Source organism: Stenotrophomonas sp. 3(2025) (genome assembly GCF_052665395.1).
This window is the reverse complement of record NZ_JBQOIF010000004.1, coordinates 199,565-212,601: the sequence shown is the minus strand read 5'-3', so window position 1 is coordinate 212,601 and position 13,037 is coordinate 199,565. Positions and strand designations below refer to the sequence as shown.

Genomic DNA, 13,037 nt, shown 5'->3' with positions numbered 1-13,037 from the left:
CACCCGCCGATGCAAGGGCAACAGCCAAGGCAACAGCGGGCATTCCGTGGGATGGCGGGGTGGGTCCGGTTGCGGGGGACGCTGCAAGTACGTCCATGTAAGCTCGGTCGCGCCATCCATGGCGCTCACGCCCCCGCAACCGGACCCACCCCGCCTTCGACAGTTGGCCGGTGGCCAGTAGATCCACGCCATGCGTGGATGAAATCTGTCAGATATCGAATGAAATTCTGGGCCATTCCCGTGTCGACCAAGGTCGACACCCACCAAGGGAAGGCCATCCCGTTCCGACAGAGCGCAGGAAACTGTCGAAGGCAGGGCCCACCCCGCCATCCCACGGAATGCCTGCTGTTGCTTTGGCCGTTGCCGTTGCCTGGCGTCGGCAGGTGCAGGGCGCAGCCCTGCCGAAAAACCCTTACTTCACTCGACGACCGGAACGATCGATGCGGAACCACTCACCGCCTTCCATCGGCGTATGCCCGTCGCCATCGGGCGTGCCGCGGCGGCAGCCGTTGCAGACCTCGGCCACGCCGTCCTGGAACGGCCAGGCAAAATCGAACGTGGCCGCAATCACCTGCTCGAAGGCAGCGTTGAAATAACCCACGCGATCGCCGACGCGGCCGCGGAACAGGCCTTCCTGCAGGGAGTCGGCGCCGTTGTCCCAGGCGATCACCGCCTGGCTGCGGCCGCGACGGTCGACGTAGTGGAAGCCATCGGCGGTCTGTACCAGCGCCAGGCCATCGCCGTCGTAGGGAAGATCCTGCAGGGTCTCCGCGCTGATCTGCGGCTTGTCATCGACGACCTCGCAGCCGGGCAGCATCCACAATCCGTGTTCTTCGGTCATGACCTTGCAGGCCGGCCCCTGCGCTGACGCACAGGTACTGGCCAGCACGCCCAGCAGGGCCAGCCAGCGCGCACGGCGGAGACTGCCCAGAGCAGGGCGTGCCGGCCGCGCCATCACTTGGCCTCGGCCTTGCGTTCGAAGGTGGCCGGTGCCGGCAGTTCCACCGGTACGCCCTTGTCATCGCAGGTGCCGGCCTGGCACAGGCGATCGCGCAGGGCCGGGGTGGCCTGCACGATCATGTGGTAGATCGCGTTCTGTTCCAGGGTGCCGCGGATCGCCTTGCTGCCCGGGCCACGTGCCCAGATGCCGACGTCCTCGCCACCATGCGATTCGGACTTCATCGGTACCAGCGCTTCCTGCATGTAGTCGGGATGCTCGGTATCGACGTCGTGCAGGTTCGGGCGGCCGTTGGCCGGCTCGAAGCTGCTGGGGTTGTGCGGGTAGCGCTTCGGACCGGCCGGTTGCTGGTTGCTGGTGCCGGTATGGCCGGGGCCGTTGGCGTAGCTCAGGGTGGTGTACGGCTGGCCGTTGCCATCCAGCGCGTAGTCGAGCTTGCCGGCGCCGTCTTCGCCACCCTTGTCCTTCACCTTGCCCAGGATCGGATTGCCGCGGGCGGGGTAGCCGACGAAGTTCAGGGTGTGTGAATGGTCGGCGGTGACGATGATCAGGGTGTCATCGGCCGAGGTCAGCTCGTTGGCCACGCGCACGGCATCGGACAGGGCCACGGTTTCGGTCAGCGCACGGTAGGCATTGCCGCTGTGGTTGGCGTGGTCGATGCGCGCGCCTTCGATCATCAGCACGTAGCCTTCCTGATGGCGCGACAGGTTCTTGATCGCCGCAGCGGTCAGCTCGGCCAGGCTCGGTTCACCGGCGGGGTCCTGCGGGCGTTCGTATTCGTAACGCATGTGGTCGGCCTCGAACAGGCCAAGAATCGCCGGTGCGTTGGCGGCGGCCTGCAGCTGCTTGCTGTTCCACACGTAGGCGCCCTGCGGGTGCGCCTGCTGCCATTCCTGCACCAGGCTGCGGCCGTCCAGGCGCTGGCCGACCTTGTCGTCGTACTCGGGGTCGCGCTCTTCCACGGTGGTGAACTCACCACGACCACCGCCCAGGGCGACCAGCGGGCCGCGGCCGTAACGCGAGGTCGACAGCAGCTGCTGGGCGATGTCCTTGCAGCCGGCGGCCTTGGCCGCCTCGGTCAGGTCGGTGTCGTTTTCCCAGTTGCGCTCGGGCGAATGCGCATAGGTCGCGGCCGGCGTGGCATGGGTCAGGCGCGCGGTGGAGACCACGCCAGTGGCCAGGCCGGCGCTGTCGGCCAGCTGCAGCCAGGTCAGCAGGCCCTTGGACAGGCTGTCGGCACAGTCGGTGCGGCTGCCGGCACTGACGCCGATCGCACCCATGTGGGTCTTCACGCCGGTGGTGATGGCGGTCATGGTGCCGGCCGAATCCGGGGTCTGCGAATCGGTGTTGTAGGTCTTGCTGAACGCGGTGGCGGGGAACCGCTCCCACGACAGCAGGTTTTCTTCACCGGAGCCGCCCTTCTGCTGGCCTTCGTAGATGCGCGAGGCGGCCACCGTGGTCAGGCTCATGCCGTCGCCCAGGAACAGGATGACGTTCTTGGCCTTGCCGGACATCGCGCCGTTCGCCGCTGCCTGCGCAGCGCCGCTGCGGTACCACCACTGCGGGGTTTCACCGGCAGGGTGGGCAACGGGGGCAACGCTGACCTTCAGGCCGGCTGGAGCGGACGCGGGGGCAGTGCTGGCGCAGGCGCCGAGCAGCAGGGTTGTGGCGCAGGCGGCCAACAGGGAGACGGAACGACGCATGGACGCTGGGATCTCACAAAGTGTAACGGGACGTTCATTATGCCCGGCCCTGCAAGGCACGCCGATGACACACTGATTTGCCATGCGGGCGGTCGTTCTGCGGCCCGCCTTGGGCTATCGTGCCAGCATCCCTTCCTACCCCCTTGGATTGCCTATGAAGCTGGTCTCTGCCTGGCTGCGGATTCCATTCTGGCAGCGCGTGGTCGGTGGCTTCGTGCTCGGTGCGCTGGCCGGCTGGGCGCTTGGCCCGGCTGCTGAAACCTGGTTCGGCCCGCTCGGCGAGCTCTACGTCACGCTGATCAAGATGATCGCGGTGCCGCTGGTGTTCTTCGCGGTGATCAACGCGATCTCTTCATTGCACGGCCAGAAATCGGTCGCCGCGCTCAGCGGGCGCACGTTCCTGTGGTTTGTGATCACTGCTGCGTTGGCGGTATGCGTGGGCCTTGGCGTGGGAACGGTGCTGCAGCCTGGCGCTGGTGGCCTGCAGCTGTCGATGGCCAGCAACTATGTACCGCGCGAAGTACCCAGCGTGGTGCAGGTGCTGCTGGATGTGGTGCCGTCCAACGTGTTCTACGCGCTGTCGGGTATCGGCACCAAGGTCAACGCCGCCGGTGAGACCGTGTTGGCCGCGGGCCGTGGTTCGATCCTGCCGGTGATCTTCTTCGCTGGCCTGGTCGGCTTTGCCATCGTCAAGCTTGGCGAGAAGGTGACCGAGGCGCGCAAGCTGGTCGGGCAGATGAGCGACATCATGATCCAGGTGACCCGCTTCGTGCTGGAAGTCACCCCGATCGGCACCTTCGGCCTGATTGCCGGCCTGGTCGGCAGCTACGGCTTCGAGAAGCTGCTGCCGCTGGGCCACTTCGTGCTGGCGCTGTACGTGGCCTGCGCGCTGCACATCGTGGTGGTGTACAGCGCGCTGCTGCTGGCGCATGGCCTGAACCCGCTGAAGTTCTTCCGCGGCGCGGCGCCGGGCATGCAGGTGGCCTTCGTCAGTTCCTCCAGCTTCGCGGCGATGCCGGTCGCGCTGCGCTCGATCACCCACAACCTGGGCGTGAACAAGGACTACGGTTCGTTCGCGGTGCCGCTGGGCGCAAGCATCAAGATGGACGGCTGCGGTGCGATCTATCCGGCGCTGTGCGCGGTGTTCATTGCCCAGTACAGCGGAGTGCCGCTGACGCCGGAGCAGTACGTGGTGGTGCTGATCGCTTCGGTGCTGGGCAGCTTCGGCACTGCCGGCGTGCCGGGTACGGCGGTGATCATGGCAACGGTGGTGCTGAGCGCGGCCAATCTGCCGCTGGAAACCATCGGCTATCTGTACGCGATCGACCGCATCCTGGACATGATGCGCACGATGACCAACGTGACCGGACAGATGCTGGTGCCGGTGCTGGTGGCCAAGGAAACGGGCCTGCTCGACCAGGCGGTGTACGACAACCCGTCCACCAATGTCGGCATCGATGACCCCGACCCGAGCCCGCCGCGCGCCTGAAGCGGCACTGCAACGGACTGTATCAGTACCTGTAACACTACTGATACAGCCCCGATGGCGCCTTGCGCAGTGGTGTTTCCTGCGCGTTAAGGCGAACGGAATCCGAACGAAGTTGTAACACTGTGGCGTCATGCCGCCGCGGTGTTACCCGTCAAACCCCCGCTGCGACGGACTTCCGGTGTTGGCACGAAAGCTGCTCTCTCCCTGCGCATATGCAACGGGAGAGCGGCATGGACGGCAGCACCACCCTTTTCACTGTTTCTGGCCGGCGGCTTGCGCTGCTGCTGATGCTGGCCGTTCCGCTGGCGGCTGCGGCCTCGGGTGCCCGTCAAGGGGTGAAGGTGCAGCCGGGTGAAATCGTCCTGCTGCGCGACGTGTCCACGCGCCCGGCCTATCGCATGGCGCCGCCCGGCGTGGCGTTGATCGCCGATCCGAAACCGCAGCATGAGATCACCGCCGCGCTCGGCAGCAGCGGCGCTGCCAGCGACATGGATGAACTCAGCGATGACGACTACGCCGGTCTCGGCGCTGGCCAGACCGGCAGCATGCACGCGCACGGCGTCACCACTGTCGAGCGGGTGACCCAGCAGGCCCTGGGCGGAACCCTTGGACGCTCGGGCGAGGGGATGATGAGCGGCAGCAGCCTCAGCGGTGCGATGAGCGGCCCGCTGGGGGCGGTTGGCAACACCACGCGCGGCATCGGCGATACCGTGCGTGGCGCGTTGTCGCAGTTCCCGTTGGGCGCTCCGGCGCAGGCGGGTGGCAAGTGAAGCGTGCAGTGCTGCTGGCAGCCTGGCTGGCACTGCCCGCCACAGCGCTGGGCGACGACTACAGCGGCATGCTGGCCTACCTCGACGTCACCCGCATCGACGGCCGCGCGCTGGCCGGTGCCAGTGGTGCCATCGCCATCAACCAGGCGGCCGGCGATCTCAACCTCCAGGCCAATCTGCATGGCATGGCCAGCGGCGACCGCGCCGACGTGGCCATCGCTGCGCGGCAACAGCACAGCAACGACGTCGTGCTGTCGGCACCACTGGAAGCCAGCGCACACATCGCCGGACAGGCCCTGGCAGGCGCCAGCGGCATTGCATCGATCAACCAGGCCAGCGGCATCGCCAACACGACGCTCAACGTCGTCAGCGCGACGCTGGCCCGGCAAGGAATACGCGAGTCCGATGACACGGCGTTGGCCGCCTCGGACATCGCGTCAGCAGGGGGGCAGGGCGATACCGGTGACGGTGTTGCGGCGGGTATCCGCAGTGTCGGCGTTGCGTCGACGGCACTGCGGGGCTTCGACGGTGTCCTGCAACTCAATCAGATCGCGGGAGCGCGAAACGATACGGCCAATGTTCTGGGCCTGGTCGTGCAGGGCAACCCGTGAGCACCACCCACCCGAACCAATCACCTGATGAGAGAGAGGGCACCATGAAAGCGACTGTCAAGAAGACCGTACTCGCCATGGCAATTGCCACTGCCTCGACCGCTGCTGCGGCCAATGGCTGGGACAACCAGAATGCCAATGCGAACATCAACCACAACCATGTCGTGACCGAGACCCGCAACGACACGCACAACCATACCGACAACGAAGTCCGCAACTGGACGCGCACCAATACCACGGTACGCAACAACACCGACACCTCGAACGTGAGCCGCACCCGCACGGTGAACGTCAACGAGCAGGTGCAGAAGAACAGCAACATCCAGGCCGACGAGCGCAAGGAAAAGAACAATCACGGCGTCGACGTGAACCTGGAGAAGGATCTGCGGTTGAGCTCGGACATCAACTTCTCCGGCGATCCGACCATCAGCGGTGACATCAATCTGGATTCGGCAGCCATCGCCGTGATCGACAACCGCCAGTCGATCAGCAACAACCTCGCCGGCAACAGCCTGGTCACCAACAGTGCATCGATCGCCGATGATGTCGGTGCGGGAGCCTCCGGCAACCTCGGCTTCAATGTGGTGGCCGGCGACAACAACGCGCAGGACAATGCTGCGTCACTGTCCGCTGCGGATGCGTCCTTCAGCTTCGGCATGGCCGACGCCGAGGTGTTCGTCAACCAGGCCGGCTTCGGCAACACCACCATGAACTCCGGCGTCACCAACGCCGCCGGCCTCGGTGGCAATGCCTTCGGCGGTGCCTCGGGCAACATCGGCGTGAACATCGCCTCGGGCAACAACAACGAGCAGAAGAACGCGCTCGCAGCCTCGGTGGCAACCAGTGCGATGGCGCAGTCGAGCATCAGCTCCAACCAGGTGTCCACCGGCAACACGGTGTCCAACGCCGGCTTCGTGCAGTCCTACACCGATACGGTGCAGGTCGGCCTGAGCGGTCGCGTCGCAGGCGGTACCCTGGCCGTGGGTGCCGGTACCTATCGCGGCACCGGCAATGCCTACCAGATGGCCAACTACTACCTCGATTCGTGGAGTGGCGATCTGCCGCATCCGGGTGGCAATGCGACCGGGCACATCGATCTGGACAACGAGATCCAGAATGCAACGATGAACCCGAACCGGCCGGGAGTGGGTGGCCTGGGCTTCGATACGCGTGAAAGCGGCACCAGCCAGTTCGTCGAGCTGGGCGTGGCCGACCTGTATGCCAGCCTCAGTGGCACGGTCAGCACCACCCGCTGGGTGAACGTCAACGCGACCAACACCTCGGCACTGTCCGGCAGCGCGTTCTCCGGCGCGTCCGGCAACATCGGCGTGAACGTGGCATCGGGTACCGGCAACCTGCAGGCCAACAGCCTGGCATTGGCCGTGGCGCAGCCGAGCACCGGTGGTGGGACCGGCGGCGGCGAGTGATCCACGGTGTGACCGCTTTCGCAGCGAACCTGCGTTGAGCGCAACAAGCCCGGCCATCCGCCAATGGCCGGGTTCCCCCGGGGGCCCCTGTCCCTCCTCCCCCTTGGGGCAGGGGCTCCTTCCTTCTCGTGGAGAATGGCATGGCCGGTCATCGCTGGTGGTTGCGTCTGCTGCCCTGCCTGCTGCTGCTGACCAGCGCGTGTGGCTGGGCAGGCGAGGTGGTGTTCAGCGGGGTGCTGCCCAATGGCGCGCTGCTGCAGCAGAAGGTGGAAAGCATGCAGGAGCGGCGTTATCGCAACCTGGTGCGGCAGCACACCGACTACAGCTGCGGGGCGGCCGCTCTGGCCACCATCCTGCGTTATGCCTACCACCTGGACACCACCGAGGCGACGGTGATCGAGGGAATGATGGGGGTATCGGATCCACAGCTGGTCAAGGAACGCGGTTTTTCATTGCTGGACATCAAACGCTATGTCGAATCGCTGGGCATGCGTGGACGCGGTTATCGCATCGATGAATCGCGCCTGCGCACGTTGCGGGTTCCTGGACTGGTGCTGATGGATGTACGCGGCTTCCGGCATTTCGTCGTGCTCAAGCAGGTGCGCGACGGGGTGGTGGAAGTGGCCGATCCGATCCTGGGCAACCGCAGCCTGTCACTGGCCGAGTTCAGTGCCGCCTGGCCGTCACGCGCCGTTTTCGTCGTGATCGGCAGCGACTTCGATCGCAATACGGTGCTGCTGCAACCCAGCGAACGGCCCAGTGCCCGCGCGTTGTATGCGCGGCAGGGACCGATCACCGATGCCGAACTGGTCGACTTCGGCTTCAGCCACGCCGACCTGTTCTGAAGGAGGCACGATCATGCAATGCCAACGTGTAGTACTCGCTCTGCTGCTGATGTTGCCGGTGTCGCCGTTGATGGCGGCAGACGGTGCACCGGGGCGAGGCCTGAAGGAAATACCCGATCCCGAACTGAACCTGATGCGCGGCCGCTACACCGTTGGCGGCAACAACGTGGCCTGGTTCGGGGTGACGATGATTTCGCAGTGGCAGGGACCCAACGGTGCGGTGGTGCAGGGCGCGCTGACCCTGGGCATGGATTTCCGCAATGGCGGCACACCCAGGCTGAGCTTCCAGCCAAGCGTGCAGGTTACCGCCGCTGACGCACCGTTGCCGGCAACGGCGGGGCGCAGCATCGACAGTACCGGCCTGGCCAATGCCAGCGGACTGGTGCAGAGCGTGCAGGTGGCCGGCGATGGCAACACCGCACGCAACGTGACCACCCTGACCGTGCGTGACGGCATGGTGCCGACCGCACTGAGTGATGACGGCAGCCGCATGGCACAGGCACAGCAGGGCGGGGCGACTGCCACCGCCATGCTCGATGGCAACCAGGCGCGCCTGCTGCTGCAGGTTGATGGGCAGAGCCTGGTACAGCAGTGGATCCGCAATGGCAGCGTGGGGCAGGGCATTGCCCTGGCCGGCGATGGACAGACCGCCAGCAACCGGCTGCAGCTGGAGCTGGTACGCAATACCGCGGCCAACAACCTGCCCTTGAGCCAGAACGTGGCCCAGGCGATCGGGATGAACCGCGGCATGGGCCCAGGCCAGTAACACGGCCTGGACGGGGGGAACCGACGTACAACGCAGGTCACCGACATGCACACTCTCTACCGGCTTACTCCGCTGGCGCTGGCGGCGCTGGCGGCCACTGCCTTCGCCCAGCAGCCTGCGCCCAGTGATGGCGCCGACATGCAGGCATTGATCGCGCAACTGGAACAGCTCAAGGCCAATTACGCACAGGAGGTACGACGCCTGCGCGAACTGGACATGCAGGTGCAGGCGATGCAGGCGCGGCTGAGCGGTCGCGCAGGCCCCGGTGCGACGCCCGCTGCGCCGTTGGCGCCGGCTGCGGCATCGGCGCTACCGCCCAGCAGCGAGGGCTATGCCAGCAGCGCGGCCGAGGCACAGCAGGCCAAGCAGGAGGCCCGGCGCAGCGTGGATGACGTCAAGCAGCAGCAGGCGGCATTGTTCTCGCGCCGGTTCACCATCGAAAACGGCCTCACCTATGCACGCTACGACCGCAAGCAGCTCACGCTCAACGGGTTCCTCGCCCTGGATGCGATCTTCCTTGGCAACATCGCGATCGAGAACGTCGAATCGGATTCATTGACCTACAACCTGGCCGCGCGCTGGGGCGTCAGCCCCAACCTTACCTTGAACATGGACGTGCCGTACCTGGCACGGCGCACGGTCTACCAGAAGGGCGGCGCCGGCGGTGCCGCGGCGGCGATCGCGCAGGAAGAAACCAACGGCAGCGGCATCGGCGATGTCAGCCTGAGTGCCAATTACCGGCTGTTCTCCGAACGCGGCTGGCGCCCGGAGACGGTGCTGACCGGTGGCGTTACCGCACCAACGGGCCGCGCGCCCTATGGGTTGGACTGGAAAGTAATCGAGCGCGATGACGATGACTACATCCGCTTCGCAGTGCCGCAGGAACAGCCGACGGGCAATGGCGTGTGGCAGGCCAACCTGGGCGTATCGATGGTGAAGACCGCCGATCCGGCGATCCTGTTCGCCAACGCCGGCTACATCCATTCGTTCCCGCGCGGTTTCAGCGATATCGACAGCAACCCGGATACGGTCAATCCCGGCGATGTGAAACTGGGCGGTTCGGTGTACTTCGGTGCCGGCGTGGCATTCGCGTTCAACGAGCGCACCAGCCTGAGCATTTCCTTCAGCGACAAGATCAGCACGCGTGCCTCGACCCGGTTCAAGGGCGGTGAATGGGTGAAGGTGATCGGCAGCGATGCCAATGCGGCCTCGCTCAATCTCGGCGTGACCTACGCGTTGAACCAGCACACCACGCTGGTGACGCTGCTGGGCATCGGCCTGACCCCGGATGCGCCGGACTTCACCCTGGCATTCAAGGTGCCGTACATGTTGTAAGCGCGGCTGCCCGGCATGGCGCGGCGCTGCACAGCCGCGCTTTGCCGGCGTCGGGCCATGCCCGGCAGTGCAGGTTCCTGCGTTGTCAGCGCTGCGCCGGCAGTTCCAGATGATGCTTGCGGCACAACCGGTATATCGTGACCCGCGAGATCTGCATGTGCCGCGCACACGCCGAGACGTTGTAGCCATGCTGGCGCAGGGCCTGCAGCAGCACATCGCGCTCCACCTGGCCACGCGCATCCTGCAGCAGCGCGCGCCGCGCAGGGGCGTCGGGCTCTGCCAGGTCCAGGTCAGCGGCGCTGATCAGCTCGCCTTCGGCCACGATCGCCGCCCGCTGCACGCGGTTCAACAACTCACGTACGTTGCCGGGCCAGTCGAACCCGCGCATGGCCTGGCGCGCGCCGGGATCAAACCCGCGTGCACGGCCGGGGTGGTGGTGGCGGAAACCGCGCAGGAAGTGCTCGGCCAACAGCAGGACATCGCTGCCGCGTTCGCGTAGTGCGGGCATCGGCAGGCGCAGGACATTGAGGCGGTAGTACAGGTCCCGGCGGAAGTGGCCTTGGGCCACCGCCTGTTCCAGTTCGACGTGGGTGGCTGCCAGCACGCGCACGTCCACACGCAGCGGCTGGTTGCTGCCGACCCGTTCCAGCGTCCCCTCCTGCAGCACCCGCAGCAGGCTGGTCTGTGCGTCGGCGGGCAGGTCGCCGACTTCATCGAGGAACACGGTGCCGCCGTGGGCACTTTCAAACAATCCGATGCGGCGTTGCGCGGCGCCGGTGAAGGCCCCGCGCTCGTGGCCGAACAGTTCGGACTGCACCAGATTGACAGGGATCGCGCCGCAGTTGATCGCCAGGAACGGCTTGCCGGCACGGCCGGACAAGGCATGCAGTGCCTGCGCGGCCAGCTCCTTGCCGGTGCCGGTCTCGCCGGTGACCAGCACCGGCAGGTCAACCGGAGCGAATTTATGCAGTGAGGCGCGCACCGACAGCAGGGCGGTGCTGTCGCCGATCAGCGTCGGCAGGCTGCCAGACGCGCGGACCGTGTGTGGCAGCGCGTCGTCGCCCTCGCACTGTCGCTGCATTGCCGACAGCAGATCGTGCAGTTCCAGCGGCAGCGCGAACTGGTCGCGGCAGGTCCGCAGCAGCGGCCCCCACGCGGGCGGAGCGCTGCCCAGTCCAGCGGGCAGCACGGCGAGCCAGGGCAGGTGATGATGCCGCTCGATCCACGGCAGCAGCAGCTGCACGGCATCGGCATCCAGGTGACGCAGATCGACGATGGCCACCAGGTGGTCGCGGCTGCGCAGGCCGATGGCCATGGCAGGGCCAGGACTGACGCAGCGCAGTTGCCAGCCGGCCGCCGCCAGCGCCCCCCGCTCGGCGGCCTGCGGTTGACCGAACCAGATTGCGCAACGCGATGGAATCTCCAGGCTTGCCGCCATTCCTTTCCCCCCAGGCAACACGGGCGGCCCAGCCGGGCACCCGGCGCGCCGCCCCGCGCCGGTATGCTGTGGCCGAACACGGTCGGCCTGTCGCGGTCACTGCAACCTCGACATCAAGGACCAACGCAGCCAGCGGCAGCCAGCGGCCAGCGGCCCAGGTTCGGCCAGCCGCCCAATGAAAAAGCCGCTGCAGGGCAGCGGCTTTTCAGGCAATGCGCAGATGACCCCTGATCAGAGGTCGACCCGGCGGGCCTGCATGAACTTGTTGCCCCAGTAGCCGGTGAGCAGGGTGTCGACGCGGACGTCCTTGCCGGTGCTTGGGGCGTGCAGGAAGCGGCCATCGCCCACGTAGATGCCGACGTGGTCGACCCGGCCCTTGCGGCCGAAGAACACCAGATCGCCTGCAGCCAGCGCGGCGCGGTCGTTGATCAGTTCGGCATTGGCGTCATGGGCCATTTCACGCGAGACGCGCGGCAGTTCGATGCCCAGGGCCGAGCGGAACACGTAACCGACCAGGCCACTGCAGTCGAAGCCGCTGTCCGGATTGCTGCCACCCCAACGGTACGGGGTACCGAGCAGGGTCATGGCCCGGCGCAGCAGCGACTGCACCTTGCCGTTGTCGGCAGCGTTGCCGACCACGACGCTGCCATTGGCGGCGCTGCTGGTGTCGTAATTGGCGAGGAGGCGGCTGAGGTCACCGGCCACCATGGCCGAGCGGTCCATCAGGGGAATGGTGTCATTGGCGGCCAGGTGCGGCAGCAGGGCGGCCAGGGTGGCGCTGGCGGCGGCATCGGCGCGGCTGCGCTGCGGAGCGGTGGCGTCGGCCTTGGCGGCTGCGCGGGGGGCGGTCTCGGCGGTGGCAGCCGGGGTCGCATCGGTACGGGTGGGAGCGGACTGCGACCAGGCCGGAAGGCTGGTCAGACACAATGCCAGGCCCAGCAGAAGCGGGCGGACACTACGCGAAGAAGCGGCGGTCTGGCCTTGGCACGTCGGGTCGTTTGTCGTCACGCGTCGGTCACAAGGAAAAAAACGATGGGGCATCATGCCCTGTAAAAGCAGTAATAAGTTAAAAATTCCGTTAATAAATCGTTATTTACATAGTGATACATGTCACACTTTTGAACATATCGCCTGTTCATTTTAGCGAAGGACGCGTTTGGCCCCTGTGTAGTGGTCCTTCCAATAGGGGCCACTGAGGGAATCCAGGCGGACCGTTCCGCCGGTGCTCGGGGCATGCACGAATCGACCTTCGCCCACGTAGATCCCGACGTGGCTGACACTGCCGCGACTGCCAAAAAAGACCAGGTCGCCGGTTGCCAGGCGCTTCGGGTCGATCTTCGGCCCCTGTACCGCTGCCAGGTCGCGTGAGGTCCGCGGCAGCTTCAGGTCCAGCATTTCCCGGTAGACGTAGGCCACCAGGCCGCTGCAGTCGAAGCCGGATTCGGGCGTGTTGCCACCGTAGCGATAGGGCGTGCCGACCAGGCTGATGGCACGCATCAGCACCGAATTGGCGGCCTCGGGGTTGTCCGGCGTGGTGCTGGGCCAGCTTGCCGCAGCCGGTGGCGGGGCGGAACGGACGGCCTTGCCGCCGCCACAGGCGGTCAGCAGCAGGGGCAGGGCCAGCAGCAGGGCGGGCGCGAGGAGCCGGCGCGTGCCGGACGAAACTGGCGTGATGTGCATGTTCTCCGGATAATG

The 13,037-nt window shown here is 66.3% G+C and carries 12 protein-coding genes; 7 read left to right on the top strand and 5 right to left on the bottom strand.

Going from position 1 to position 13,037, the window contains the following annotated elements; translation table 11 throughout:
• Positions 1 to 412: 412 nt before the first annotated feature.
• A complete protein-coding gene (locus tag ACUXVE_RS05125; RefSeq protein WP_222388631.1) occupies positions 413 to 958 on the bottom strand; it encodes a WG repeat-containing protein in 546 nt (181 codons plus the stop codon).
• Complete coding sequence (locus ACUXVE_RS05120; protein WP_445513939.1) at positions 955 to 2,661, bottom strand: alkaline phosphatase; 1,707 nt, start codon at positions 2,659 to 2,661, stop codon at positions 955 to 957. Before ACUXVE_RS05120 ends, ACUXVE_RS05125 begins: the two co-directional genes overlap by 4 nt.
• A gap of 154 nt (positions 2,662 to 2,815) precedes the next feature.
• Here ACUXVE_RS05120 and ACUXVE_RS05115 point away from each other — a divergent pair, with 154 nt between their 5' ends.
• The 7 genes from ACUXVE_RS05115 to ACUXVE_RS05085 all read left to right on the top strand — a co-directional run bounded on the left by ACUXVE_RS05115 (position 2,816) and on the right by ACUXVE_RS05085 (position 9,904).
• Positions 2,816 to 4,150, top strand: a complete 1,335-nt coding sequence (locus tag ACUXVE_RS05115) for a dicarboxylate/amino acid:cation symporter (protein WP_093820690.1) — start codon at positions 2,816 to 2,818, stop codon at positions 4,148 to 4,150.
• A 230-nt stretch (positions 4,151 to 4,380) separates the two neighbouring features.
• On the top strand, positions 4,381 to 4,920 hold the full coding sequence (locus tag ACUXVE_RS05110) for a hypothetical protein (protein ID WP_445513938.1): 540 nt from the start codon (positions 4,381 to 4,383) through the stop codon (positions 4,918 to 4,920).
• The gene (locus tag ACUXVE_RS05105; RefSeq protein WP_222388634.1) at positions 4,917 to 5,531 is read left to right on the top strand and encodes a hypothetical protein; all 615 of its coding nucleotides are present in this window, start codon (positions 4,917 to 4,919) and stop codon (positions 5,529 to 5,531) included. Before ACUXVE_RS05110 ends, ACUXVE_RS05105 begins: the two co-directional genes overlap by 4 nt.
• 44 nt (positions 5,532 to 5,575) lie before the next feature.
• Positions 5,576 to 6,958, top strand: a complete 1,383-nt coding sequence (locus ACUXVE_RS05100) for an adhesin (protein ID WP_093820684.1) — start codon at positions 5,576 to 5,578, stop codon at positions 6,956 to 6,958.
• Positions 6,959 to 7,098: 140 nt separating this feature from the next.
• A complete protein-coding gene (locus ACUXVE_RS05095; protein WP_025876073.1) occupies positions 7,099 to 7,803 on the top strand; it encodes a C39 family peptidase in 705 nt (234 codons plus the stop codon).
• Positions 7,804 to 7,816: 13 nt separating this feature from the next.
• Positions 7,817 to 8,569, top strand: a complete 753-nt coding sequence (locus ACUXVE_RS05090; RefSeq protein ID WP_222388635.1) for a hypothetical protein — start codon at positions 7,817 to 7,819, stop codon at positions 8,567 to 8,569.
• A 45-nt stretch (positions 8,570 to 8,614) separates the two neighbouring features.
• Positions 8,615 to 9,904, top strand: coding sequence for a transporter (locus tag ACUXVE_RS05085; RefSeq protein WP_093820680.1), 1,290 nt, complete (start codon positions 8,615 to 8,617; stop codon positions 9,902 to 9,904).
• An 85-nt stretch (positions 9,905 to 9,989) separates the two neighbouring features.
• Here ACUXVE_RS05085 and ACUXVE_RS05080 read toward each other — a convergent pair whose 3' ends face one another.
• The 3 genes from ACUXVE_RS05080 to ACUXVE_RS05070 form a co-directional block, all read right to left on the bottom strand.
• Positions 9,990 to 11,342, bottom strand: a complete 1,353-nt coding sequence (locus tag ACUXVE_RS05080) for a sigma-54 interaction domain-containing protein (protein ID WP_445513937.1) — start codon at positions 11,340 to 11,342, stop codon at positions 9,990 to 9,992.
• Positions 11,343 to 11,573: 231 nt separating this feature from the next.
• The gene (locus tag ACUXVE_RS05075; protein WP_033831682.1) at positions 11,574 to 12,350 is read right to left on the bottom strand and encodes a C40 family peptidase; all 777 of its coding nucleotides are present in this window, start codon (positions 12,348 to 12,350) and stop codon (positions 11,574 to 11,576) included.
• Positions 12,351 to 12,482: 132 nt separating this feature from the next.
• A complete protein-coding gene (locus tag ACUXVE_RS05070; protein ID WP_222391120.1) occupies positions 12,483 to 13,022 on the bottom strand; it encodes a C40 family peptidase in 540 nt (179 codons plus the stop codon).
• Between the last annotated feature and the right edge of the window lie 15 nt (positions 13,023 to 13,037).